A 25,287-nucleotide genomic window follows, 5' to 3' on the forward strand; every position below is an offset into this window, starting at 1 on the left:
CTGCCCCACCGAAGCAGCCCCCCGCAAACGATCCCTCCTCCAAACCCGTACCTCACAGCGCGCGCACCCCGATCTGTCAACAGACCGGCACCGATCCATCAATGGATCGGGCGCCAGTACCCTAGGCCGCGCGCAATGATCCTGACCCTGCTCGATTACGCCTCGGTGGTGGTCTTTGCCCTGACTGGCGCGCTGGCAGCCTCGCGCGCCCAGCTCGATATCGTTGGTTTCGCCTTTCTCGCCAGTCTGACAGCGGTGGGCGGCGGCACCGTGCGCGACCTGTTGCTCGACCGGAACCCGGTGTTCTGGGTGGCTGATCCCGGCATCATCCTGACCGCCTGCGGTGCCGCCCTGTTCGTGTTCTTCACCGCGCATTTGGTGGAAAGCCGCCTACGCTGGCTGCTGTGGCTCGATACCTTTGCGCTGGCCGTCGCCGTCGCCGCAGGCACCGGCGTTGCACTGTCGCTCGATCAGCCGCCGGTGATCGTGTTGATCATGGGCGTCACCACCGGCTGTTTCGGCGGGCTGATGCGCGACGTGGTGGCCAACGAGGTCCCGGTGGTGCTGCGCCAAGGCGAGCTTTATGCCACCGCCGCACTGGCCGGATCCGGCACAGCGCTGATCATCAAGACGCTGGGTTTCGGGCCAGATTGGACCCTGTTGGGCTGCGCCGTCGCGACCTGGGCCTTGCGCGCAGGCAGCTTGGGATTTGGCTGGTCGCTTCCAGTCTACAAAAGCCGCCCACCGCGCGAGAAATAGGCGAGGGGCGGGCCAGCGGTGCCCACAAAGTGTCGCTGCAACGGCACTTAACGCCGTGCCCCGCTGTCGCCCCGCGACAACGCGTACGGCCTGAAACCCTCCGGCACCCTGTCCTGCCCCTCCAGCACCAGATCGGCCATCACCTCGCCCACCAGCGGCGCCATGCCAAAGCCGATCTTGAAGCCACCGTTGGCAATAAACGCCCCCTCGTGCAGCGGATGCGGCCCGAGCACCGGCGCGCGGCTCTTCGCACGCGGACGCACCCCGGCCCAGCGCGCCACAATCTCCGCCCCCGCCAACACCGGAAACGCCGCAATCGCCCGCGCAATCACATCGTCAAGCAGGCTGTCCACTGCCTGCGGATCGTCATACTCCCGCTCAGAGGTCGAGCCGATCGCCACTGTGCCATCGCCATGCGGCACAATATGGAGCGCATCGGCAAAGAGCTGCGGTCGGTCGCGGGCCTCAAAGCGCAACAGCGCCGCCTGTCCCTTCACGCCGGTGCCCATCATCCGCCCCGCCGCCCGGCTCATCGCGTCAAGATCATGTACGCCGGTCGCCCAGACCACCGCGCCCCGGTCCGATCCCTCGGCGAGGATCTCGACCCCCTTCGCCTGACAGGCCGCCACCAAGGCCGCACAGGCCTGACGAGGATGCAGCCGCCCGGTCAGGCTGTCCTCTACCAACAAACCGGTGGGCGAGAACGGCGCCCAGTCACCGAACCCCGCTGCATCAACCACACGCCACGCGGCCTTGCCCTGCCACAGCATCTCTGCTGTCCCGGCCCGCTGCCGCGCCAAATCCACCGCGCGCGCGTCCGCCAGAGGCTGCAACCGGCCCGACCGCAGATAGCCGGGATCGCGCCCGCCGGCGGCCTGCACCCCGGCCCAAAACGCCTCGGCCATGATCAAGCTTTCAAATTGAAACGCCTTCTTATCATTCCAGTTCTCCGGCACATGCGGCGCAAGCGCCCCGACGATTCCGCCAGAAGCCCCCGCCCCCGGCCCCTGCGGATCGATCACCCGCACCCGCGCGCCCCGTTGGGCGCAGGCCCAAGCCACCGACAGCCCAAAGATGCCGCCGCCTCGCACTGTCACGTCGCCCATTGCATCGCCCTCCGAACAGAATTAACCCCACAGGGAAACCCATAAGGCAGCCGAAAATGACAGACCAGAGCGCAGAGCTGGAATGGCGCGACGGGCGCGTGCCTGTCTCGACCCGGTTTGACGATCCGTATTACTCGCTCGACAACGGGCTTAACGAGACCCGACATGTGTTTCTGGCGGGCAACGACCTGCCTGCGCGCTTTGCCGATGGCTTTCACATTGCCGAACTGGGCTTTGGCACCGGGCTGAACCTGCTGTGCGCGTTGCAAGCCTTCCGCGGCGCCAACACCGGCGGCCGGCTGCACTTCACCACGTTTGAGGCCTATCCGATGGCCGCCGATGACATGATCACCGCCCAGGCCGCCTTTCCCGAACTGGCCGATCTGGCCGCCGAATTGCACCCCTTCTGGCTGGCCGGCGACACCACATTCCAGACCGCCGACCTCAGCTTTACGCTGATCCAAGGCGATGCGCGCGACTCCCTGCCACACTGGGACGCCGAGGCCGATGCGTGGTTCCTCGATGGCTTTTCACCCGCCAAGAACCCCGAATTGTGGGGCGAGGACCTGATGGCCGAGGTGGCCCGCCACACCGCCCCCGGCGGCACAGCGGCAACCTACACCGCCGCGGGCCATGTGCGCAGGGCGCTGGCGGCTGGCGGATTTACCGTCACGCGCGGCCCCGGCTTTGGCCGCAAACGCCATATGACAAAGGCCACCCTATGACCCAGAACGACTCCGTTCGCGGCATCTGGCTGATGGTCGCCACCACCTTTATTTTCGCGATCCAAGACGGGATAAGCCGACACCTCGCCTCGGAATACAACGTGTTCATGGTGGTGATGATCCGCTACTGGTTCTTCGCGGCCTTCGTCATCGCCCTGTCGGCGCGCAAATCCGGCGGGCTGCGCGATGTGGCCCACACCGACCAGCCTTGGGTCCAGGGCTTCCGCAGCGTCCTTCTGGCGCTGGAAATCTGCGTGATGGTTGGGGCGTTCACCTTCCTCGGGCTGGTCGAAAGCCACGCGGTCTTTGTCAGCTACCCGCTGCTGGTCGCGGCCCTCTCTGGCCCGGTGCTGGGCGAACAGGTCGGCTGGCGGCGCTGGCTTGCGATCGCGGTGGGCTTTGTCGGCGTCTTGATCATCATCAACCCCTCGGCGGGCGTGTTCTCGGTCTATGCGCTGATCCCGCTGGCGGCGGCCCTGATGTTCGCGCTCTATTCGCTGCTCAACCGCTACGTCGCCCGACGCGATTCCGCCGCCACCTCGTTCTTCTGGACCGGCATAGTGGGCTGCGTCGTGATGACCGCCATCGGCATCTGGTTCTGGGAGCCGATGACAGCGCCGGATTGGGGCTGGATGATCGCGCTGTGTTTTACAGGCGTGGCGGGGCACTGGTGCATGATCAAATGCTACGAAGTCGCCGAGGCCAGCGCGGTGCAGCCCTTCGCCTACCTGCAAATGCCCTTCGCCACCGCCATCGGCCTTGTGGTGTTCGGCGAAAACCTGCGGCTCTCCGTGGTCTTCGGCGCGGCGCTGATCGTCGGGGCCGGCCTCTTCACCCTCTGGCGCGAACGCAAACGCCGCCGCGCCGCCCAAAGACGCGCCCAACCGTAACCCAAATCAAAGCGCTCTCGGCCCTCACACCCTCCCCCTGCTTCTTCTGTTCAAAAATACCTCGGGGGAGAGGCCGCAGGCCGAGGGGGCTGGCCCCCTACTTCCTACAACGCCTCCCCACACGCGCCGTCTCAGATCACTCCGACACCGGCAACAACGTCGATCCCACAAGCTCTTGGGAAAACGGCACCGGATGCGGATCTTTGCCCAACCGCGCGCGATACACCGGCAGGCTTTCAGACACCCGCATCACGTAATTGCGGGTCTCGTTAAACGGGATCGTCTCGATCCAATCGATCATGTCGATCTCCCCCTTCAACGGGTCGCCATAACTCGACTTCCAGCTCCTTGGCCGCCCAGGACCGGCGTTATACCCCGCCGACATCATAATCACATTGCCATCGAAATCTTCGGCCAGACCTCGCAGGTAGTCGGCCCCCAACTGCGAATTATAGACCCAATCGCTGGTCAGCCGGTCGCGGCTATACGAAAGCCCCATCCGCCCGGCGACCAGCCGCGCCGTCGCAGGCATCACCTGCATCAACCCGCGCGCCCCGGCATGGCTGACAACGGCAGGATCAAATTCGCTTTCGCGCCGCGCAATCGCCAGCACCATTTCCTTAGGAATTGGATGCTTGCGGCTCGCGACCGGATGCAGCGCGTAATATGGCGCGGCGATTTCAAACCCGGCCTGCGCGGCCCGCTTGCCCAACATCACACCCAGATGCGGCTGGCCAAGGTCTTCGAGCATCTTGCCCATCATCTGAAGGTTGGCCTCATCCTGACTTTCCGCCAGATGCGTCCAGAATTGTTCGGCCTGCCACTCTTCGCCGGCCGCGAGGAACAGCATCGCCGCCTCATGCACCCGCGATTTGGCAAATGCGGCCTGCTTCCAATCCCCCGCAGGCAGCTTGCCCGCCAAGGCCACATTAAACGGAAGCCCGCCGCGTTCAGCGGCCAGTAGCCCATAGAAGCTGGTCTGATAGTCGGCCCCCAGAGCATAGGCCTTTTTCGCGGCTTCGGCATTTCCGGCGGCCTCATGCGCACGGCCCAGCCAATATCCGGCACGGCCCAGCGAAATCGGCGTAAACACCGCGTCCTTGAACTTGGTGAAATGCGCCAGCGCCTTGGCCGGATCCTTCTGAAACCGCAGTGCGAGGTAGCCCGAGAGCCACTCCAACTCGGCAAACTGACTGCCTTCGGTGGCGAAATTGGTCGCGGCGATGCGATAGGCTTTTGTGGTCTCACCTGCGCGCATGGCGCGATGCGCCATCGAATGGCGCCGCCCGAGCCAGTAATCCGGCTCACCCAGGCTTTCGGCACCGGTCGACCGCTCGAGCATAAGCTCAAGCCCGCTGTCGCTCAGCCCTTTTTGCATCCGCCACTCATAACGCTCATACGCCAGCCCCGGATCATCCGCGAGGCTCTTGGGCACGGCGGCGATCAGCGGATCGGGGTTGCCCTCGCGCTCGCGCAGCCCCATCCGCGCCTTGGCCAGCTTCTGCCACCCGTCCGAGACCAGCGGCAGCATGCGCGTGGCATTGACCTTCCAGCCTTCCCACAACAGTCGATCCATCCGCGCCTCGTGGTGCGGTTTGAGCAGGTCGTTATAGCTGGCCAACATCCGCGATTGTTCGGTGTCCGACAGCGCCAGCGTGCGCCACGCCAGAACGATCTCGGCCTCCGCCGCGCCGGTGTTGCCCGCGTCTTTCAATGCTTCGGCATAGGCCAGCGCCCCGGCGCCGGTTTCCGGGCGGTGATCCTTGAAAAACGCCAAACGCTCCGAGAAGGGCGCATCGCTCATGGTCTCTTCGGTTTTTTCGCGCAGATAGGCGAGGCCAGGCCAATCGCCGCTGCGCGCCAGAAAGCCGGTGACATCGCCGGAACTGCCGCTGCCCCCGCGCAGGAAATGCCACATGATGACGTCGCGCGCGACCGAGCCTTCGGGCCCGGCGGTGCGGAATGCATCCTCCCAGCGGTCATTGCGCATCGCCCTGAGGGCGGCGGTAAAATCGGGGTTGGTTGCCGGCACATTGGCCGCCAGCGGTATGGTGATCAGCCCCTGTGGCCGAGACTGCGGCCGCAGACCGGCCAATTCGGCCAGCGCCTCTTCGACAGGGGCCACCGCGTCGGGCTCACCCGCCACCGGGCCGCCCGCATCCAGCGCCGCGTCCGCGTCACCGGACACTTCCTCCGCGAGATCACCCACCTCCGCGTCGGGCACCGCGTCGGGATCTGGTGCCTCGGTCGAGGCGCGCGCGCGCGGGCGCAGGCTCGACGTTGGGTCGAGGGTAAGCCCCTCATCGGAGGCTTGTTGGGTCACGGCTGGCGTTGCCGCCATGACAAGGAGGCAAAGAAGGGCACGCATCATGACTTGCAATTTCTTATGTGAGAAGGAATAGACACGATCCAGAGGATAACCCGCCAAACGCATCCTTCAACTCACGATGCTGACAGTGGCGGATCACCGCGGCCAAAATCGACCGCCTGACCAAAGAAAAGGAGCGTCACCATGTTTAAAGGGTCCATGCCTGCCCTGGTCACGCCGTTCAAGAACGGTGAGATCGATCTGGAGACGCTGGAAAAACTGGTGGATTGGCACGTGGAGCAGGGCAGTACCGCCCTTGTGCCCGTTGGCACCACCGGTGAAAGCCCCACCCTGACCCACAAAGAGCACGAACTTGTGGTGACCGAGGTTGTGCGCGCCGCCGCAGGCCGTATTCCGGTGATTGCCGGGGCCGGGTCGAACAATACCGCCGAATTGATTCGTCTGGCGAAACATGCCAAATCGGTCGGGGCCGAGGCCGCGCTGGTGGTCACGCCGTATTACAACAAACCGACGCAAGCCGGGCTGATCGCGCATTTCACCGCGATCACCGAGGCCGTGGACCTGCCGATCATCATCTACAACATCCCGCCGCGGTCTGTTGTTGATATGACACCGGCGACGATGGGCGCATTGGCCAAGCTGAAAAACATCATCGGCGTCAAGGATGCCACCGGCGATCTGGCGCGGGTTTCGGCGCAGCGGATCACCTGCGGCACCGATTTCGTCCAACTGTCGGGCGAGGATGGCACGGCGCATGGCTTTAACGCCCAAGGCGGCGTCGGGGTGATCTCGGTCACGGCCAATGTCGCGCCGAAACTGTGCAGCGATGTGCAAAAGGCCTGCCTCGCGGGCGATTACGCCACCGCACTGCAGGTGCAAGACAAGCTGATGCCGCTGCACCAGGCGATCTTTACCGAACCGGGGCTGTGCGGCGTGAAATACGCGATGTCGAAACTGGGCCTGTGCGAGAACAGCGTGCGCCTGCCGCTCTTGCCGGTCACTGAAGCGACGCAAGCCAAGATCGATGCCGGCCTGCGCCACGCGGGACTGCTGACCTAGACGGAACCAAAAATTTTTCGAAAATTTTTGACAAATTCCATCAATGGAATTTGCACCGTTAGTGGCCCGGTCGCGATCAACGCGCCGGGCCATTTTCTTGCGCGGCTACTGGGTTGCGTCCGCGTCGAGGCCTTCGGGCTGACCCACCACGACAAAGTGCAGGTTTTCCGGCGTATAAACCCGCTGGGCCACGCGGTTGACCTCTTCCAGCGTCAGCGCCTCGACCATCGCATTGCGATCGGTCACGTAGTCGGTCGACAAACCGTCCATCTGCATGCCGACGAGAATATTGGCAATTGGCCCGTTGCCATCAAACCGCAGCGGATAAGCGCCGGTCAGATAGGTCTTGGCTGCCGCAAGCTCCTCGGCGGTGACACCCGCTTCGGCCAGCTTTGCCCACTCATCCCGCACAACGGCAATGGTAACGGCCACCCGGTTGTTGGCCGAGGCCACCGACCCCATCACCAGCGCCGCGTGATCCTTGGGCACCAGGTAGGAATACACCCCATAGCTCAGCCCGCGCTTTTCGCGCACCTCTTGCATCAATCGGCCCGTAAGCCCGGAGCCGCCGAATATCTCGTTCACCACATAAGACGCCAGGAAATCCGGGTCATCGCGTTCCAGCCCTTCATGGCCGAACAGCACCACCGATTGCGGCGTCGCGAAGGGTTCGACCGTCAGCCCGCCTTGCATCAGGAACGGGGCCGCGCCCGGCAACGGCGCGCCGGTTTCGGGCAGATCCCCCAGCAGCGTATCAAGCAAGGTCGACAGCCCCTCGGCGTTGATATCACCGACAGCACTGACAAACACCCGGTCGCGCGTCAGGGTTGCACGATGGGCCGCAACGATATCCTCGCGGGTCAGCGCCGCCACGCTTTCGCGGGTGCCGTCAAGCGAGGTGGCATAGGGATGATCGCCAAACGCCAGCCTGTCAAACAGCCGACCGGCGATGCTGTTGGGGTCGGTTTCATCCGAGGCGATGCCGGAAAGAACCTGCGCCCGCACCCGGTCCACCGCCACCTGGTTGAACGCCGGCTCTACGATCGAGGCGCGCAACAGCGCCATCGTTTCATCGGTCGTGTCGGTGAGGAACTTGGCAGAGATCGAGAGGGTGTCATCGCGGGTATTATAGTCAAACGACGCCGCGAGGGTTTCAAGCGCGCGTGCAAAGGCCCGCGCATCCATCTCGCCGGTGCCCTCTTCGAGCAGCCCCATCATCAGGTTGATCGCCCCGCGTTTGCCCGGCGCATCCAGCGATCCACCGCCCTGAAACCGCAGCTCCAGTGCAACAATCGGGATCGATGGTTCTTCGACCAGCCAAGCATTGATGCCGCCGGGCGTTGTGATTTCCTGAATTTCGATTTCGGCAGAGGCGGGCAGAGCCGCCATCACCAGCGTGGCCGCCGCAGTGGCAGCAAGGGCCAAAGCCCGGAGCGGTGTCTTCAACAGCGCGGTCATTGGGTCACCTCCTGCGGGCGTTTGAGCCAGCTCGTGACGCTGGTCTTGGGATCAAAAACATCGCGCGCGGCGGCAAGGATGTCTTCCTCTGTCACCGCCTCGACGATGGCGGGCCATGCGTTGACATCTTCGATCGTCAGGCCCGAGGTCAGCGCGCGGCCATACACGTTGGCAATGCTGTTCACATCGTCCCGCGCATAAATCCGGCTCGCCGTCATCTGCCGCTTGATCCGGGTGAGCTGTTCTGGGTCGACACCGGCCTCCATGAACTCGGCAACGGCCACGTCAAGCGCATCCTCGGCCTCTTGCAGCGTCACCCCTTCCGAGGGCACCACCACCAGCGAGAAGGTGGTATCGTCGAGATTAACGCCACTGTACGACGCGCCGGCATAGACCACTTTCTGTTGCTCGAATTGCAGCTTTTCGTTCAGAACCGAGGTTTGCCCCCCGCCAAGAACCTCGGCCAAAAGCTCCAATGCGGCGGCAGTCTCTTGCGCGCCCGGGTCCCGCTCGGGGGCGAGATAGGTGCGGATCACATAGGGTTGCGATACGCGCGGATCTTCGAACACCATGCGGCGCGGCGCGGTTTGCGGCGGCTCTTGCGGGCGGGCGCGCGGCTTGAGATCGGGGTTGGGGGCCAGCGGGGCATAGTGCTTTTCAGCCAGCGCCATCACCTCGTCCGGGGTCACGTCACCGGCCACCACCAAGAGCGCATTGTTGGGCGCATAATAGGTCTGATAATAGTCCAACGCGGCCTCAAGATCGAGGCCCTCCATCTCATGCTTCCAGCCGATGACCGGCACGCCATAGCGATGGTTGAGGAATTGCGCGGCGCGGGCCTGTTCGCGCATCAGGGCACCGGGGTCGTTCTCGGTGCGCATGTTGCGCTCTTCGATGATGACCTCGCGCTCGGTGCGAATTTCCTCATCACCGAGCTGAAGGTTGACCATCCGGTCCGCCTCCATCTGCATCATCAGGCCCAGTCGGTCGGCCGCAACACGCTGAAAATACGCGGTTTGGTCATAGCTGGTAAAGGCGTTGTCAGTGCCGCCATTCTCGGCCACCACCCGGCTTAGCTCTCCGGGGGCCATGGTCTTGGTGCCTTGAAACAGCAAGTGTTCCAGAAAATGCGCCACACCCGACACGCCGGGGCGTTCATCCGCGCTGCCTGCGCGATACCAGACCATGTGCACCACCACCGGCGCGCGGTGATCTTCGATCACGATGACCTCCATGCCGTTGTCGAGGGTGGCGGTGGTGACGAGATCCTCGATCTTGGTCTCGGCCTGGGCCACGCTGACCGCGCCGGTCAGCAGTAACGCAGCCGCACAGAGGCGCGCGGCGGCACGCCTGAGGGGGGGAAGGGGCATGAAACTCTCCTGGAAAGGCATTTGCTATAGAATGGCCCCAAACGGTTTGAGATCAAGAGCAGACCGCGTGACACTTGCGTGAGCGCGGGCGTTCACTGGCCTAGCCCGGCGCGGGCGTTCACTGGCCAAGCCCAGCGCGGCCTGTGTTTGGCGACAAGGCCGCGCCTTTGGTCCGGGGCGGCGTTTCAAACGTCGAAGGAGGCAAACACCGGCGCGTGATCAGACGGCTGCTGCCAGCCGCGCACCGGGCGCAGGATGCGGCTGGAATGACCGGCGTTCGAGATGTCGGGGGTGGCCCAGATGTGATCGAGCCGGCGGCCCTTGTCGGCACTGTCCCAATCGGCGGCGCGATAGGACCACCAGCTGTAAAGATTGCCCTCGGGAATGTCCTGCCGGGTGATATCGACCCATTTGCCTGCGTCCTGCGTCTCGGCCAGATGTTCGACCTCGATGGGGGTGTGCGACACGACTTTCAGCAGCTTCTTGTGATCCCAGACGTCATCCTCGCGCGGGGCAATGTTGAGATCGCCAACAAGGATCGCCTTTTCGGGAGTTTCCGAATGAAACCAATCGCGCATCTCGGTAAGGTAGTCGAGCTTTTGGCCGAACTTTTCGTTGATCTCGCGGTTGGGTTTGTCGCCGCCCGCCGGGACATAAAAGTTGTGCACCGTCACGCCGTTTTCCAGCTTGGCGGCAACGTGGCGGGCGTGGCCCAGCGTCGCGAAATCTTGGCCGCCCGCGTCTTCCATCGGGATTTTCGACAGGATGGCGACGCCGTTATAGCCCTTTTGACCGCGCGCCACCATGTGGCGATAGCCCAGCGCGTGGAACGCCTCGACCGGGATCTTGTCGACCGGACTTTTGCACTCTTGCAGGCAGAGCACATCCGGCGCTTCGTCGGTCAGCAGTTTCTCCACCAGAGCGGCGCGCAAGCGGACCGAGTTGATGTTCCAGGTGGCGAGGGTGAAGGGCATAAGGGCGGCTCCGGGTGTTGCAAGGCTGGCGGAGAATGACGGGTCACGCCGTGGGTTGCAAGGCGCGACGGGCCCAAAGTAGCGCCCCGCCCGGCGGGAGGCCGGGCAGCCCCCGACCGGCCCCACGGGCGGGGCCTGCCCTTTGCTCTGTCACATTAACCGTTGCTTAGGACGGCGACATGCCCCGCATCCGCTCTGACCGGCGGCGCAGCACTTCGACGGTGGCCAGCAGCGCGATGGAAATCCCCACGAGGATCGTTGCCGCCGCAAGGATGGTCGGCGAGATCTGCTCGCGCAAGCCGGTGAACATCTGCCACGGCAGGGTCTGCCATTCCGCCGACCCAAGGAAGATCACCACAACAACCTCGTCAAACGAGGTGATAAAGGCGAACAACCCGCCCGAAATCACCCCCGGCAAGATCAGCGGCATCTGCACCCGAAAGAACGTGGTGACCGGATCGGCCCCCATATTGGCCGCCGCGCGTGTCAGCGAGCGGTCAAAGCTCACCAAAGTTGCCGTCACGGTGATGATCACAAAGGGAATGCCCAGCACAGCGTGCGCCAGAACGATGCCCCAATAGGTGCCCTGGATGCCGATGGAGGAGTAGAAGAAGTACATGCCGGTGGCCGAAATGATCAGCGGCACGATCATCGGTGAAATCAGCACCGCCATGATGATCCGCTTGCCCGGCACATGCGATTGCGACAGGCCAATCGCCGCCAAAGTGCCCAGCGAGACCGAGATCAGCGTCGCCACCGGGGCGATCTTGACCGAGTTCCACACCGCGCCGGTCCATTCCGAGTTGGTCAGGAAATCGCGGTAGTGCTTGAGCGAATAGGCATCGGGATCAAGCTGCAACATGCCCGGCGTGAAGGTAAAGAAATCCTCGGCGTTGAACGAAAGCGGCATCACCACGATGATCGGCGTGATCAGGAAGGTGAAGATCGCGCCGCAGATCACCCGGAAGGTATAGTGCCACAGCACCTGCCCCGGCGTGAGATACGGCACCAGCTTGGCGCGATACCGCCCCTCGCCGATCCAGAACAGGAACCAGCCGGTGAACCAGCCAAACAGCCCGGCCATGATCGCCCCGGACACGCCGCCCATCAGAAACCCCACGAGCGTGAACGCAATGAGGATGATCCAGCGGGCGGGTTTTTCCTGTCGCCAGACTTCGAGGAAGAGATAGGCAATCCCCGCCATGACCACCGCGCCAATCAGCACGCCAAGGATGCCAGAGCCGTTGGCGATGCCCATGAGCAGGCCGACAAAGCCGCCAAGCGCTGCCATCACCGGGCCGGAAAACGAAAACGGTTTGGGTTCGATAGGTGTCAGTGCTGCCATGTCTCTTACCCCAGTTTCACGTTATCGATGCCGACGATCTTGTCGTAGGCCCAGTACAGGATCAGGACGACCGCAAACAGGATCGTGCCCAGCGCCGCCGCCAAACCCCAGTTCAAAGAGCTGGAGATGTGATAGGCGATCCGGTTCGAGATAAAGACACCCTTGGTGCCGCCCACGATTTCCGGCGTGATGTAGTACCCAATCGACAGGATAAACACGAGGATCGACCCCGCGCCAATGCCCGGCACCGATTGCGGGAAATACACCCGCCAAAAGGCTGTCCAGTTCGTCGCGCCCAGCGATTTGGCGGCGCGCAGATAGGTCGGGTTGATGGTCTGCATCACCGAATACATCGGCAAGATCATGAACGGCAAAAGGATATGCGTCATCGCCACGATGGTGCCGAACTGGTTGTTGATCATCACCAGCCGGCTGTCATCAGCCACAAGCCCCAGCCAGACCAGCACATCGTTGATCACGCCTTGCTGTTGCAGCATCACCTTCCACGCCGAGGTGCGCACCAGAAGTGAGGTCCAGAACGGCAGCAGCACAAGGATCATCAACAGGTTCGCGGTGCGCGTCGGCAGATTGGCCAGGATCCACGCCACCGGATAGCCCAGCAGGATGCAAGACGCGGTGATCACCAGCGACATGAAGATCGTGCGCTGGAACAGGGTGATATAGATCCGCTGGTTCTCGGGCCGCGCCTCAAACCCGTCGGGGGTTTTCTGGAGGTCGACCGAGTTCAGGAAATAGCCGTTGGTGTAGCGCGGGCTGTAGGTCTGGAAGGTTTGCCAATTGTCGATCTCACCCCAATCTTCGTCGAGATCAAGGAAGGCCGCTCTGAAATCGGGCTGCGGCAGGATGTCGGTGTTGGCGGCGGCCTCTTTCAGCAGGTCGGCCTGCGGGCCGCTATAGCCTGCCAGTTCGGCGGCGGCCCCATCGGCCATCAGGTCAAGCGCAAGCGCGGCATAGACCGCTTCCCACGGGTCTTCCTTGGCAACTGTATCGTTGTCGGCATAGACGGTGAACATCGCCCAGGCGGTATAGGCGCGGGTGGTGCGGGGCAAAAGCGCCGCAATCTCTTGGGACGGCACAAAGCCAATGTCGCGCTTGTCCTCAGAGCTGGTCAGCCGGTTGTAGCGTTCGCGTTCGCTTTTGACCAAAGCCATGGCCTTGTCACCGCTGCCGCTCATCAGCTCATACCAAACAGCGCCGTCTTTCCATCCTTTGTTCAGATTTTCCAAAGGCTTCTGAAATTCCTTACCAACGTCATCAAGCTTGCGGCCAGATTGCCGGAAAAGCGACGACACGCCGGTTTTCTCATAGTTCAGTCGGGTGCCAAGCTTGGTGTGCTCTTTGGCCTCGGCGGCATAGAACAGGTCGAAAAACAGGTTCTCATAGACCTCTTCCGCCGGCATTTCGCCGGTGCCCGCATCCCATTTTTCAAGCGAGGCGATTGTCATTGGGATGGTGTCTTGGACGATATCGTTTTCAACCGAGCGGAACAGCATCGACGCAATCGGCGCGATAAAGGTGACCATCACAAACAGCAGCAGCGGCGCAACCAGCAGCAGGGCGCGGATCTTTTGCACCCGCAGCGCACGGCCCAGCGATTTCTTGAGCGATTGGCCATCGGCTGTGGTCAGCGTGCCTGAACTTGTTGCATCCGACATTATTCGGCCCCTTCGACGATGATGATGTCACTGTCCGCGTTTGCCCGGCGGATCGCGGCGACTTCTTGATATTCGGGATCATTGTAGGCAGCCAAGGCCGCCTCATAGCTCGGGAACTCGATCACAACATGCCGGTCCTTGCTGACGCCTTCGGCCGTTTCGGACGGGCCGCCGCGCACAATAAACTTGCCGCCAAGTCCCAAAAGGATCGGCGTGTCGCGCACGACGTATTCCTTATACGGCTCGGGGTCGGTCACTGTGATATGCGCAATGATATAGCCCTTGGGCATCGGCACTGTTCCCTGTTTTTGTTTGTTTTTCTTGTGGTTGGAAAGGCGCGACAAGGGCCGCACCTTTCAGGATCATGCCGATACGGCGGGCCATGACGACCCGCCGCTGTGCTGTCTTACTTCGCCAGCCACGCCTGGAATTTGGCGTCGATGTCGTCGCGGTAATCCGCCCAGAACTCGTAGTTATAGAGGAACGTGTTCTTGGCGTTTTCCGGATCGGTCGGCATGTGTTGCGCCATCTCGATACCAAGGTCGGCGTGTTGGCCAACCAGCGGTGCCGAGGACAGACGCGCCGGACCATAGGAGATGTACTTCGCCTGATCGGCCAGACGCTGGGTGTCGGTCGCGAACTTTACAAAGTCCTTGACGCGCGCCAGACGATCGTCAGGCAGACCTGCTGGGATGATCCAACCGTCGAGGTCGAACACCTGTGCGTCCCACATCATGGCAACGGGCTGGTCCTGCTCTTCGATCACGCTGAACAGACGGCCGTTGTAGGTCGACCCCATGAAGACTTCGCCATCCGCCAAAAGCTGCGGCGTATCGGCACCGGCCGACCACCAGACAACGCTGTCTTTGATGGTGTCGAGCTTGGCAAGCGCCTGCTCTTGACCTTCTTCGGTTTCAAGCACGTCATACACGTCGTCTTTGGCAACGCCGTCACAGAGCAGCGCCCATTCCATGTTGTTGATCGGGCGCTTTTCCAGCGAACGCTTGCCGGGATAGGTTTCCAGATCGAAAACCGAGCAGATTTCCGACGGCGCATCGACGCCTTCCGGTACCATATCGGTGCGATAGCCGAAGGTGGTCGAATACACGATCTGCGGGATGAAGCAGTCGCCGACCAGCAGGTCGCCAAAGTCATCCTCGGCGCTGGTCCCATCGGGGGCCGCGGCCAGATCTTCGTCTGGGTCGATTTCCATCGCCAGACCTTCGTCGCACAGGCGCAGCGCGTCTGCCGCCACGACGTCGACCAGATCCCAGGTCACGTTGCCGGCTTCGTTCATCGCGCGCAGCTTGGCCACGGCCTCGGCCGAGCTTTCATCCCACGAGATGTTCACGTCAGCGTTCATCTCTTGGTAGGGGTCGGAATAAGCTTTGATCTGCGAGTTCTGATAGGCACCGCCCCAGCTCACCAGCGTCATGTCATTGGCCATGTTCGCATGGGCTTCGGCAAACGCCATCCCGCCAGCAACCGTGAGTGCGGATGTTGTCAGAAGGATTTTCGTCATTTTCATACTTTGTGCTCCCTGTAAAATACCCGTGTCGTGAACGTGCAGCCGGTAAGCGACGGGCGACGCCGTGCCGAACCGCATACATCATGCCTCCGCCCGCTTCGGGGCGGCAGGCATGTTCTACTTACGCATCAAGCGCGCGGCAGTCTTCCGGCAGCCACCCGATCTCGATCTGTTGGCCCGGCTTCAGGCGAACCTGATCCGGCGCATTGCGTGTCTTGACGACGAATTCGCTGTTGCCAGCGACCCGCAGACGGGTGCGGAAAATGTCGCCCATGTAAATGAATTCAAGCACTTCGGCCTTCAGCGTATGCGCGCCTTCGGGCATCCGTTCCTTGTTGAACTCCACCCGCTCGGGGCGGATTGACACCCGCGTGCGTTCGCCCACCTGGCTCACGTTGATCGGCTTGCAGTCGATCAATTCGCCATCGTCAAGCTGCACCAGCGCGAGGCCGTTGTTGATTTCCTTGACCGTGCCTTCGAGCGTGTTGTTCTCGCCAATGAACTGCGCAACGAAGCTGTTTTCCGGCTCTTCATAAAGCTGATCTGGCGGCGCAAGCTGTTGAATGCGGCCATCGTCAAACACCGCAACCCGGTCCGACATGGTCAGCGCTTCGGTCTGGTCGTGGGTCACATAGACCACAGTGATGCCCAGACGGTGCGCCAGATCGGTGATCTCGAACTGCATCTTTTCGCGCAGCTGCTTGTCGAGCGCGCCAAGCGGTTCGTCCATCAGCACCAGTTCGGGTTCAAACACCAGCGCCCGCGCCAAGGCGATCCGCTGTTGCTGACCACCGGACAATTGCGCTGGGCGGCGGCCGCCAAAGGCCCCCATTTCAACCATATCAAGCGCGCGCTTCACCTTTTCCTCACGCGTCGATTTGCCGATCTTGCGGACTTCCAACGGAAAGGCGAGATTTTCGGCAATCGTCATATGCGGGAACAGGGCGTAGTTTTGAAACACCATGCCAATGCCGCGTTTGTGCGGCGGGATGTTGTTGATCGAGGTGCCGCCAAGCCGGATGTCGCCGTAAGTGGCGGTTTCGAACCCCGCAAGCATCATGAGGCAGGTGGTTTTGCCCGACCCTGACGGCCCGAGCATTGTCAGGAACTCGCCCTTCGGCATCGAGAGGTTAAGGTCTTTGACGACGAGCGTTTCGCCATCATAGCTTTTCTGCACGCGTTCAAATTCGACGAAAGCGTCGTTCCCTGAGCTGTCTGCCAAAGCTGGCTCCCTGTTTTTCTGTTGGGGTTTTCCCCTTTGCCCCAGAGTAAAACGCGCATTCTCCCAGACTGCAACTGAGTTGCGACGCTTTACCGACCATCTGCGCCATAGCAGGACAATCGACCTCAAAAGTGCAATTCAGCAGGACATTTCACTGCGATTGCCGCGAAATCTATTGGCACCTGTGCGGGGATTAAGCATTTCCGTGCTTCTCAAACCGCTTTTAGAGACAAGGGGCGCCAAAGATTCCAACTGCCCAAAGCTTCGACTCACCGCCCCGCCCCGAGCGAATTTGTGCAGTTTTCGAGCAAAAATGTCGTTTTCCTTCGTGCGTCTCCGCATCTCCCGGTCCACGGTTGCGAAATCAACAACAGGGGGATTGCATGCCGCAGCACCGTTTCGCCAAGGACATTCCGTTTTCGGATGCCGAATACGCCCGCCGTCTGGCCAAAACCCGCGCCGCGATGGCCGAACGCGGGCTCGATCTCTTGTTTGTCACCGATCCGTCCAACATGGCGTGGCTGACCGCCTATGACGGCTGGTCGTTCTATGTGCATCAGGGTGTGATCATCCTGCCCGACGCCGATCCCATCTGGTGGGGCCGCGCCCAGGATGCCAATGGCGCGCTGCGCACCGTGTGGATGGATGACGACCGGATCTTTGGGTACGCCGACCACTTTGTGCAATCCACCGAACGCCACCCGATGCAGGATCTGGCCGTGCGAATCGGCGATCTGGAGCTTTCGGCGGCGCGGATCGGCGTGGAGATGGAGAACTATTACTACTCTGCCAAGGCGCATCAGGAGCTGATCGCTGCCTTGCCGCAATGCGAATTTGTCGAGGCCACCGCGCTGGTCAATTGGTGCCGGGCGGTGAAATCCGACGAAGAGATCACCTTTATGCGCCGCGCCGCGCGGATCAGTGAAAAGATCATCGACGGGCTGATGGAGCGCACCGAACTGGGTGTTCCTAAAAACGTGGTCGCCGCCGCCGCGATGGCCGATGCGATCGAGGGCGCGGATGGCCACTGGGGCGATTACCCGGCCATTGTGCCGCTGTTGCCCTCGGGGCCGGATGCCGCCGCACCGCACCTGACATGGAACGGCAAATCCTTTGCCGGGGGCGAGGCGACTTTCTTTGAAATCTCCGGCTGTTATCGCCGCTACCACGCGCCGCTGTGCCGAACGATCTTTCTTGGCACCCCGCCCGATTTCCTCAAACGCGCAGAAGAGGCACTGGTGCGCGGCCTAGAGGCCGGGATCGAGATGGCGCGCGCTGGCAACCGTGCCTGCGACGTGGCCAATGCGCTGGCTGATGAATTGGGCAAATCCGATATCAAACGGGCCGCGCGCTGCGGCTATCCCATCGGTCTCAGCTATCCGCCCGACTGGGGCGAACGCACGATCTCGCTGCGGTCTGAGGATGAAACCGTGCTGGAACCGGGCATGACCTTTCACTTTATGCCGGGGCTCTGGATGGAGGATTGGGGGCTGGAAATCACCGAATCGATCCTGATCAAACCCGACGGCCCCGCCGAACCCTTCTGCAACCGGCCGCGCATGGTGACCGTCAAATGAGCCATCTGAAGGACAGTATCGACTTGCTGGCAGAGCTGGTGGCCTATCCGACCGTCTCTGCCGACAGCAATCTGGAAATGATCGGCTATCTCGCGACCCGTCTCGAAGATGTCGGCGCGCGGGTGCGTATTCTGGCCGATGACAGCGGCACCAAGGCCAATCTCTTTGCCTCGCTTGGGCCGGACACCGGCGGCGGGCTGATGCTGTCGGGCCATTCCGATGTGGTGCCGGTGCTGGAGCAACCCTGGAGCAGCGACCCCTTCGAGATGGTCGAACATCGCGGCGCGCTGTATGGCCGGGGCACCTGTGATATGAAGGGGTTCATCGCCTGCGCCACCGTCATGGCCGCTGAATACGCCCAGCGCGACCTGCGCCGCCCGGTGCATTTCGCCTTTACCTATGACGAGGAAACCGGCTGCCTTGGTGGTCAGGCGCTTGTCGACAGCCTGCGCAAGATGGAGATTCGCCCCGACATGGCCATCGTCGGTGAACCCACGTCGATGCGGATCATCGAGGGCCACAAGGGATGTTGCGAATACACTGCCCGGTTCCGCGGATTGGAAGGCCACGGCAGCGCGCCCGACCGTGGGGTGAACGCTGCAGAATATGCCACGCGCTACGTGTCGCGCCTGCTTGACCTGCGCGACGAGTTGAAATCGCGCACGCCATCGACCAGCCGTTTCGTGCCGCCTTGGTCAACCATCAACATCGGCGCAATCCACGGCGGCCATGCCCACAACGTGATTGCCGCGATGGCCGAGGTGGCGTGGGAAATGCGCCCGGTCCAGCCGACCGACGCGGAATTCGTCACCGGAGAAATGGCTTATTACGTTGAAAACGTCCTGCTGCCCGCGATGCGCGCGGTCGACCCCGAGGCCGATATCAGCGTCGAAACCATTGGCGAGATTCCGGGGCTAGAGCCGATGGAGGCCAACGAAGCGCGTGACCTCGTGGCCCGGCTGACCGGCGCGAATGGAACCGATCTGGTGGCGTTCGGGACCGAGGCAGGGCTGTTTCAAAGCCTCGGCACCGATGTGATTGTCTGCGGCCCCGGCTCTATCGAACAGGCGCATATGGCGGATGAATTCGTGACCATTTCCCAGATGCAAACCTGCCTCGATATGCTGGAAAAGATCGCCTGACCTTCAGGTCTCTTCCGCTTGAACAGGGATCGCGGGGGCCAGCCCCTCGCGCCCCTTTTGACCGCAAGCGCCTTATGCCGCCCAATCCACGCGCCGCACCCGATAGCACCGGTAATCGGACGCGCCGTTCCCAAGGTTGAACGTGGCATCGTTCACATGCACCGCGCCAATCTTTTCAGCGGCGCGTTGTGACCGGATATTGTCGAGACCGATATCAAGCCAGACCTCATCGAACACCGTGAAAACGTGACCGAACATCAGCGCCTTCATCCGCGCGTTCATTGGCCCGCCCCAATAGGCGCGCGACAGAAAGGTGAACCCGATGGCCATCGTGCCGGGCCGCTCTGCGACCTGGTAAAATCGGGAACAGCCGATCACCTTGCCGCCAAGGTCCAGATCTTCGGCCACCAATGTGCCGCCGGCTTGGAGAAGAAATGCGAAGTATGGGGCGAACACCGCTGGCTGGTGTCGCGTCTTTGCCGGGTGCTGCGCCCAAATCAAAGGATCGGACGCAGCGGCCAACAGCGGTTCGAAATCCGCCTGCCCCAAGGGGCGCAGGCGCAAATTTTGGTCGGTCAGATCAGGCGCGACATCAAACATGATCCCGCACCACTCAAGCCGCTTTATACAGCCCGTCCGCCTTGATCTTTTCAAACGCCTGATCCAGCGAAAGCGTCGCGCGTTCGATCAGCAGATCGATCTCGTCCTTGGTGATCACCAGCGGCGGCGACACGATCATCCGGTCGCCCACATGGCGCATGATCAGGTTGTTGGCGAAACAGATGTCGCGGCAGATCCAGCCGATCGTGCCCACATCCGCCGCAAATTTCGCACGGCTCGCCTTGTCCGGTGTCAGTGCCAGTGACGCCATCAGCCCCGAGATTTTCGCCTCGCCCACCAGCGGGTGATCGGCCAGCGCCTCCCATTTTTGTTTCAGGTAAGGCCCGGCCACATCGCGGACGTGATCGACGATGTGCTCTTCTTCAAGAATACGCAGGTTTTCCAGCGCCACAGCCGCCGCAACCGGGTGGCCGGAATAGGTGTAGCCGTGGTTAAACTCACCCTTCGCAATGGTCGCTGCGACCTCATCACAGACAATCGAGCCGCCGATGGGCGCGTAGCCAGAGCTGAGCCCCTTGGCGATGGTCATGATATGCGGGCGGATGCCCACGGTCTCTGAGCCGAACCAGTTGCCGGTGCGGCCAAAGCCACAAATCACCTCGTCGGCGATCAGCAGAATCTCGTATTTGTCGCAAATCCGCTGGATCTCTGGCCAATAGCTGTCGGGGGCGACGATCACACCGCCCGCGCCTTGCACCGGTTCACCGATAAAGGCGGCCACGCGGTCGGGGCCAAGCTCTTTGATCGCGTCTTCCAGCTCGCGCGCACGAGCGAGACCGAATGCCTCGGGGTCCATGTCGCCGCCTTCGGCCCACCAATTCGGCTGGTTGATGTGGTGAATGTTCGGGATCGGCAACCCGCCCTGCGCGTGCATCCCCGACATGCCCCCCAGCGAGCCAGAGCCGACCGACGAGCCGTGATAGGCGTTCTTGCGCGAGATGATGATATTGCGATCCGGTTGGCCCTTCATCGCCCAATAGTGGCGCACCATGCGGATATTGGTGTCATTCGCTTCCGACCCGGACCCGGCAAAGAAGACTTGGTTCAAATCGCCCGGTGCCAGATCGGCAATCTTCTTGGCCAGCGCGATGGCGGGCACATGTGTCGTTTGGAAAAACGTATTGTAATACGGCAGTTCGCGCATTTGACGCGCGGCAACCTCGGCCAGCTCGTCACGGCCATAGCCGATGTTCACACACCACAGCCCCGCCATCGCATCAAGAATGCGCTGGCCATCGCTGTCGGTGATGAAAACGCCATCGGCCCGGGTGATGACCCGCGCGCCCTTTTGCGCCAAGGTATCCCCGGCGGTAAACGGGTGCATATGGTGGGCGGCGTCCAGCGCCTGAAGCTCTTCGGTGGGCAGGTGGTTGGTAATCATGTTCATGGGCTGGTCCTCGCGCGCCAAAGTGTCGCCACCCAAAATATGATCAAATTTCGCCCTGTCAATCGAATCAACCGCCTTCGCAGGTGCAATCGCGGCTATTCCACCGTTTGCAGGATCTGCTCCATGCCTTGGCGGACATCTTCCTCCATAGCGCAGGCGGCGGAGTCGGCGTCGCCCCGCGCCATCGCCGCCAAAATCGCCTTGTGTTGATCCGGAAGGCTTTGAGTTCCGTACCGGCCGCAGACCACCCGCAAAGACGGCCCAAACCGCAGCCACAAACCCTCGGCCAATTCCTGAAGGATCGGTGCCTGTGCCAAACCGTAAAGATGCAGGTGAAAGCGGTAATTCTGCTCAAGATAGCCGCGCACATCGCCCTGCGCGATGCTGGCATCAAGCCGGTCATCAATCATCCGCAGCGTGGCAAGATCGCCCACACCCGCCGTATCACAGGCGCGGCGGGTCAACTCTGGCTCGATCGCCACGCGCGCATGGATCAACTCGCTCACCGCCCCGGCATCAAGCCGCGGCACCGACACCCGGCGATTGCCTTGAAACACCAGCGCGCCTTCGGCTGTCAAACGCCGGATCGCTTCGCGCACCGGGGTCATGCCGGCCCCAACCTCAAGGGTCAGCCCCTGGATCGTGACCGGCGCGCCGGGTGGCATTTCGCCAAACAGCAGCAAATCGCGCACCTGCCGATAGACCTGTTCATGCGCCGGGATCATCGGCTGTTCGGGCTGTTTTGCGATGTCGTTCATCTGCTTGATAATTCACCAATTCGTGGGGACTTGCGACTTTACCCTGACCGTGGAAGCATTTCCATATTGCCTGATTGGGCATAATTTGATCAAATCGGGGCAAGGCGGCAAGCTCTTATGACCGCCATAACCCAACGGGAGCACGAAATGAAGAATTCTGTGATGGTCTGCACCGCGGCGCTGGCACTCGGCGCATCGATGGCGGCCGCCGAGGAAGTTCGGGTCTACAATTGGTCGGACTATATCGATGAAGCGCTGCTTGAGAAATTCGAGACCGAAACTGGCTTGGAGCTGATCTACGACGTGTTCGATTCGAACGAAGTTCTTGAAACCAAGATGCTGGCCGGCGGCTCGGGCTATGACGTTGTTGTGCCCACCGGCACCTTCCTGCAGCGCCAGATCCAGGCGGGTGCGTTCCAGAAGCTTGACCCCGAAATGCTGCCGAATGCGGGCAACATGTGGGATGTCGTCAGCTCGCGGACCGAGCAGTATGACCCCGAAAATGCCTATTCGATCAACTACATGTGGGGCACCACCGGGCTTGGGGTGAACGTCGGCAAGGTCAAGGAACTGCTGGGCGAAGACGCCCCGATTGACAGCTGGGCGCTGGTGTTCGATCCGGCCAATATGGAAAAACTGGCCGGTTGCGGCGTGCACTTCCTTGATGCCCCCGCCGAGATGATCCCGGCGGCGCTGAAATTCATTGGCGAAGATCCCAACAGCCATGATCCGGACGTGATTGCCAAGGCCGAAGGCGTCTATATGCCGGTCCGCCCCTACATCCAGAAATTCCACAGCTCGGAATACATCAACGCGCTGGCCAATGGCGATATCTGCGTCGCGGTGGGCTGGTCTGGCGACATTCTTCAGGCGCGTGACCGTGCGGCCGAGGCCGACAATGGCGTCGTGATCGCCTATAACGCCCCCTCCGAAGGCGCGCAGATGTGGTTTGACCAGATGGCGATTCCGGTGGATGCACCCAACCCCGAAGGCGCGCACAAGTTCTTGAATTTCATCATGAATGCCGAGAATATGGCCGCCGCGTCGAACTATGTGAACTATGCCAACGGCAACAAGGCGAGCCAGGCGCATCTGATCGAGGACGTGATCAGTGACCCGGCGATCTATCCCTCGGAAGCCGCGCTGAACAACCTGTTCACCACCACGCCGTTTCCGCCCAAGGTACAGCGTGTTGTGACCCGGCTCTGGACCAAGATCAAATCCGGCACCTGAGACAGACAAGCGGCCCGCGCCACCCCCGGCGCGGGCCTTCTTTTTTCGACTGGAATTGTGATGTCCGACCCCGTCTTTGCCCCTTGGACCGACCCGACGCAAAAGCCGCTTATTCAGTTCAAGAACGTGACCAAGCGGTTTGGCGAATTCACCGCCATCGATAATCTGACGCAGGATATTTACCCGCAGGAATTCTTTGCCCTGCTTGGGCCGTCGGGCTGTGGCAAGACAACGATGATGCGGATGCTGGCCGGGTTCGAGAACCCGACGGAGGGCCAGATTCTGATTGCCGGTCAGGACGTTGCTGGCCAGCCGCCGAACAAGCGGGCGGTGAACATGATGTTCCAGTCTTATGCGCTGTTTCCGCATTTGAACGTGTCCGAAAACATTGCCTTTGGCCTGAAACGCGAGGGCAAGCCCAAAGACGAGATCGCCGCGCGGGTGGCCGAGATGCTGCGTCTGACCCGATTGGAGCGGTTCGCCCAGCGCAAGCCGCACCAGATTTCCGGCGGCCAGCGCCAGCGGGTGGCCCTTGCCCGGTCACTGGCCAAGGCCCCGAAACTGCTGCTGCTGGACGAGCCCCTAGGGGCGCTCGACGCCAAGCTGCGCCAGCAAACGCAATTTGAGCTGATGGACATTCAGGAAAAGACCGGAACGACCTTTGTGATTGTGACCCACGATCAGGAAGAGGCGATGACCGTCGCCAGCCGCGTGGCGGTGATGGACGAGGGGCGCATCGTTCAGGTCGCCACTCCGGCAGAGATTTACGAACAGCCGAACTCGGTCTATGTCGCTGATTTCATTGGTGATGTGAACATTATCGAAGGCAGCGCCACGCCGTTGGACGATGGATATGAGGTGGCGTGGGCCGAGGGGTTGCCCGCGCTGCATGCCAAGACGGACCGGGCGTTTGACCGTGGCCAGCGCTGTTACCTCGCCATGCGCCCCGAGAAGGTGGCGATTGGCACCGAAGAGCCCGCGACCCGCAACAAAGTCCGCGGCCGGATTCATGACATCGCCTATCTCGGCAATCTCTCGACCTATCATGTTAAGGTGGCGGGCGGGCGGATGCTCAAGGCGCAGACTGCCAATACCCGCCGCCTTTCCCGGCGGGCGCTGACGTGGGAAGATGACGTCTGGCTCAGCTGGACCGACACCGCCGCCGTGCTGCTGGAGGCCTGAGGGATGCGCCGTCTGACCCTGATCGCCGTCCCCTATCTCTGGCTGCTGGCACTGTTTCTGGTGCCGTTTCTCATTGTCCTGAAAATCTCACTGTCGGACACGGCCATCGCCATTCCGCCGTACACGCCGACGCTTGACCTCTCTGCCGGGTGGACGGCGTTCCGAGACTTCCTGTCGCAACTCGACATGGAGAACTTTGTCTGGCTGACCGAAGATGACCTGTATTGGAAAGCCTACCTGTCCAGCGTCAAGATCGCCTTTGTCGCGACGGTGCTGACGCTTCTGGCTGGCTATCCCATCGCCTATGCGATGGCCCGCGTCGCGCCGGAATGGCGTCCTACGTTGCTGATGCTGGTGATTTTGCCGTTCTGGACCTCGTTTCTGATCCGGGTCTACGCGTGGATGGGCATCTTGTCGAACGAGGGGTTGCTCAACAGCTTTTTGATGTGGACCGGGTTGATTTCCGAGCCGCTGACTATCCTGAACACCAATTATGCCGTCTATATCGGCATCGTGTACACCTATCTGCCGTTCATGATCCTGCCAATCTATGCGGCGTTGGAAAAGATGGACGACAGCCTGCTGGAAGCCGCCGAAGACCTAGGATGTTCGCGGTTTCAGGCGTTCTGGCTGGTCACGGTGCCGCTGTCAAAACAGGGCATCATCGCGGGCTGTTTTCTGGTGTTCATCCCGGTGGTGGGCGAATTCGTCATTCCGTCGCTATTGGGGGGATCGGGAACGTTGATGATCGGCAAGGTGTTGTTCGAGGAATTCTTCAACAACCGCGATTGGCCGGTGGCCAGCGCTGTGGCGGTGATCCTTCTTCTGGTGCTGATTGTTCCGATCATCCTGTTTCAACGCAACGAGCAAAAGCAGCGGGAGGCCGAAGGATGAGCGCAGCGCAGCCGAAATCTTACAAAGATTTCGGACCGATTTCTTTGAAAGA

The 25,287-nt window shown here is 61.7% G+C and carries 22 protein-coding genes; 9 read left to right on the forward strand and 13 right to left on the reverse strand.

The annotated features are described in order from the left end of the window. The first annotated feature begins 135 nt into the window (after window positions 1-135). Complete coding sequence (locus ACW9UO_RS10010) at window positions 136-759, forward strand: trimeric intracellular cation channel family protein (RefSeq protein WP_457085670.1); 624 nt, start codon at window positions 136-138, stop codon at window positions 757-759. 47 nt (window positions 760-806) lie between these two features. Here ACW9UO_RS10010 and ACW9UO_RS10015 read toward each other — a convergent pair whose 3' ends face one another. Then, window positions 807-1,865, reverse strand: coding sequence for an NAD(P)/FAD-dependent oxidoreductase (locus ACW9UO_RS10015; protein ID WP_457085671.1), 1,059 nt, complete (start codon window positions 1,863-1,865; stop codon window positions 807-809). Between the two features lie 56 nt (window positions 1,866-1,921). Here ACW9UO_RS10015 and mnmD point away from each other — a divergent pair, with 56 nt between their 5' ends. Both mnmD and ACW9UO_RS10025 read left to right on the forward strand, forming a co-directional pair. After that, window positions 1,922-2,590 carry a tRNA (5-methylaminomethyl-2-thiouridine)(34)-methyltransferase MnmC2 gene (gene mnmD, locus ACW9UO_RS10020; protein WP_457085672.1) on the forward strand — a complete coding sequence of 223 codons (669 nt, stop codon included), beginning with the start codon at window positions 1,922-1,924 and terminating at the stop codon, window positions 2,588-2,590. After that, window positions 2,587-3,480 carry a DMT family transporter gene (locus ACW9UO_RS10025; RefSeq protein ID WP_457085673.1) on the forward strand — a complete coding sequence of 298 codons (894 nt, stop codon included), beginning with the start codon at window positions 2,587-2,589 and terminating at the stop codon, window positions 3,478-3,480. Before mnmD ends, ACW9UO_RS10025 begins: the two co-directional genes overlap by 4 nt. 136 nt (window positions 3,481-3,616) lie before the next feature. Here ACW9UO_RS10025 and ACW9UO_RS10030 read toward each other — a convergent pair whose 3' ends face one another. Then, window positions 3,617-5,851 carry a lytic transglycosylase domain-containing protein gene (locus ACW9UO_RS10030; RefSeq protein WP_457085674.1) on the reverse strand — a complete coding sequence of 745 codons (2,235 nt, stop codon included), beginning with the start codon at window positions 5,849-5,851 and terminating at the stop codon, window positions 3,617-3,619. A 141-nt stretch (window positions 5,852-5,992) separates the two neighbouring features. On the opposite strand from ACW9UO_RS10030, the gene dapA reads away from it, so the two are divergent. Then, window positions 5,993-6,868 (forward strand): 4-hydroxy-tetrahydrodipicolinate synthase, encoded by an 876-nt coding sequence (gene dapA, locus ACW9UO_RS10035; RefSeq protein ID WP_457085675.1) that lies wholly within the window; start codon window positions 5,993-5,995, stop codon window positions 6,866-6,868. Window positions 6,869-6,973: 105 nt separating this feature from the next. On the opposite strand, the gene ACW9UO_RS10040 is transcribed toward dapA, so the two are convergent. The 8 genes from ACW9UO_RS10040 to ACW9UO_RS10075 all read right to left on the reverse strand — a co-directional run bounded on the left by ACW9UO_RS10040 (window position 6,974) and on the right by ACW9UO_RS10075 (window position 16,441). Beyond that, window positions 6,974-8,326, reverse strand: coding sequence for a M16 family metallopeptidase (locus ACW9UO_RS10040; RefSeq protein ID WP_457085676.1), 1,353 nt, complete (start codon window positions 8,324-8,326; stop codon window positions 6,974-6,976). Next, window positions 8,323-9,696, reverse strand: a complete 1,374-nt coding sequence (locus ACW9UO_RS10045; protein ID WP_457085677.1) for a M16 family metallopeptidase — start codon at window positions 9,694-9,696, stop codon at window positions 8,323-8,325. The genes ACW9UO_RS10040 and ACW9UO_RS10045 overlap by 4 nt, the downstream gene beginning before the upstream one ends. 185 nt (window positions 9,697-9,881) lie before the next feature. Continuing rightward, the gene (locus ACW9UO_RS10050) at window positions 9,882-10,670 is read right to left on the reverse strand and encodes an exodeoxyribonuclease III (RefSeq protein ID WP_457085678.1); all 789 of its coding nucleotides are present in this window, start codon (window positions 10,668-10,670) and stop codon (window positions 9,882-9,884) included. Between the two features lie 166 nt (window positions 10,671-10,836). Continuing rightward, entirely contained in the window at window positions 10,837-12,015 is a 1,179-nt protein-coding gene (locus ACW9UO_RS10055) for an ABC transporter permease (protein ID WP_457085679.1), read from the reverse strand. A 5-nt stretch (window positions 12,016-12,020) separates the two neighbouring features. Beyond that, the gene (locus tag ACW9UO_RS10060; protein ID WP_457085680.1) at window positions 12,021-13,691 is read right to left on the reverse strand and encodes an ABC transporter permease; all 1,671 of its coding nucleotides are present in this window, start codon (window positions 13,689-13,691) and stop codon (window positions 12,021-12,023) included. After that, window positions 13,691-13,981, reverse strand: a complete 291-nt coding sequence (locus ACW9UO_RS10065) for a DUF1330 domain-containing protein (protein WP_457085681.1) — start codon at window positions 13,979-13,981, stop codon at window positions 13,691-13,693. Before ACW9UO_RS10065 ends, ACW9UO_RS10060 begins: the two co-directional genes overlap by 1 nt. 116 nt (window positions 13,982-14,097) lie before the next feature. Further along, a complete protein-coding gene (locus tag ACW9UO_RS10070) occupies window positions 14,098-15,219 on the reverse strand; it encodes an extracellular solute-binding protein (protein WP_457085682.1) in 1,122 nt (373 codons plus the stop codon). A 121-nt stretch (window positions 15,220-15,340) separates the two neighbouring features. Beyond that, a complete protein-coding gene (locus tag ACW9UO_RS10075) occupies window positions 15,341-16,441 on the reverse strand; it encodes an ABC transporter ATP-binding protein (protein ID WP_457085683.1) in 1,101 nt (366 codons plus the stop codon). A gap of 383 nt (window positions 16,442-16,824) precedes the next feature. Between ACW9UO_RS10075 and ACW9UO_RS10080 the strand changes: the two genes are divergently transcribed. After that, window positions 16,825-18,018, forward strand: coding sequence for a M24 family metallopeptidase (locus tag ACW9UO_RS10080; protein ID WP_457085684.1), 1,194 nt, complete (start codon window positions 16,825-16,827; stop codon window positions 18,016-18,018). Further along, on the forward strand, window positions 18,015-19,160 hold the full coding sequence (argE, locus tag ACW9UO_RS10085; protein ID WP_457085685.1) for an acetylornithine deacetylase: 1,146 nt from the start codon (window positions 18,015-18,017) through the stop codon (window positions 19,158-19,160). Before ACW9UO_RS10080 ends, argE begins: the two co-directional genes overlap by 4 nt. A gap of 72 nt (window positions 19,161-19,232) precedes the next feature. On the opposite strand, the gene ACW9UO_RS10090 is transcribed toward argE, so the two are convergent. The 3 genes from ACW9UO_RS10090 to ACW9UO_RS10100 all read right to left on the reverse strand — a co-directional run bounded on the left by ACW9UO_RS10090 (window position 19,233) and on the right by ACW9UO_RS10100 (window position 21,926). Continuing rightward, window positions 19,233-19,760: a GNAT family N-acetyltransferase gene (locus ACW9UO_RS10090; protein WP_457085686.1), complete on the reverse strand. Its 528-nt coding sequence runs from the start codon at window positions 19,758-19,760 to the stop codon at window positions 19,233-19,235. A 13-nt stretch (window positions 19,761-19,773) separates the two neighbouring features. Further along, window positions 19,774-21,168 (reverse strand): aspartate aminotransferase family protein, encoded by a 1,395-nt coding sequence (locus ACW9UO_RS10095; protein WP_457085687.1) that lies wholly within the window; start codon window positions 21,166-21,168, stop codon window positions 19,774-19,776. A 95-nt stretch (window positions 21,169-21,263) separates the two neighbouring features. Next, complete coding sequence (locus ACW9UO_RS10100; protein ID WP_457085688.1) at window positions 21,264-21,926, reverse strand: GntR family transcriptional regulator; 663 nt, start codon at window positions 21,924-21,926, stop codon at window positions 21,264-21,266. A gap of 147 nt (window positions 21,927-22,073) precedes the next feature. Between ACW9UO_RS10100 and ACW9UO_RS10105 the strand changes: the two genes are divergently transcribed. The 3 genes from ACW9UO_RS10105 to ACW9UO_RS10115 are packed head-to-tail and all read left to right on the forward strand — an operon-like array spanning window position 22,074 to window position 25,235. Continuing rightward, entirely contained in the window at window positions 22,074-23,159 is a 1,086-nt protein-coding gene (locus tag ACW9UO_RS10105; RefSeq protein ID WP_457085689.1) for a polyamine ABC transporter substrate-binding protein, read from the forward strand. A 60-nt stretch (window positions 23,160-23,219) separates the two neighbouring features. Next, window positions 23,220-24,341, forward strand: coding sequence for an ABC transporter ATP-binding protein (locus ACW9UO_RS10110; RefSeq protein WP_457085690.1), 1,122 nt, complete (start codon window positions 23,220-23,222; stop codon window positions 24,339-24,341). A gap of 3 nt (window positions 24,342-24,344) precedes the next feature. Further along, window positions 24,345-25,235 carry an ABC transporter permease subunit gene (locus ACW9UO_RS10115; RefSeq protein WP_457085691.1) on the forward strand — a complete coding sequence of 297 codons (891 nt, stop codon included), beginning with the start codon at window positions 24,345-24,347 and terminating at the stop codon, window positions 25,233-25,235. Window positions 25,236-25,287 lie beyond the last annotated feature (52 nt).

Source organism: Marinovum sedimenti (assembly GCF_054052205.1).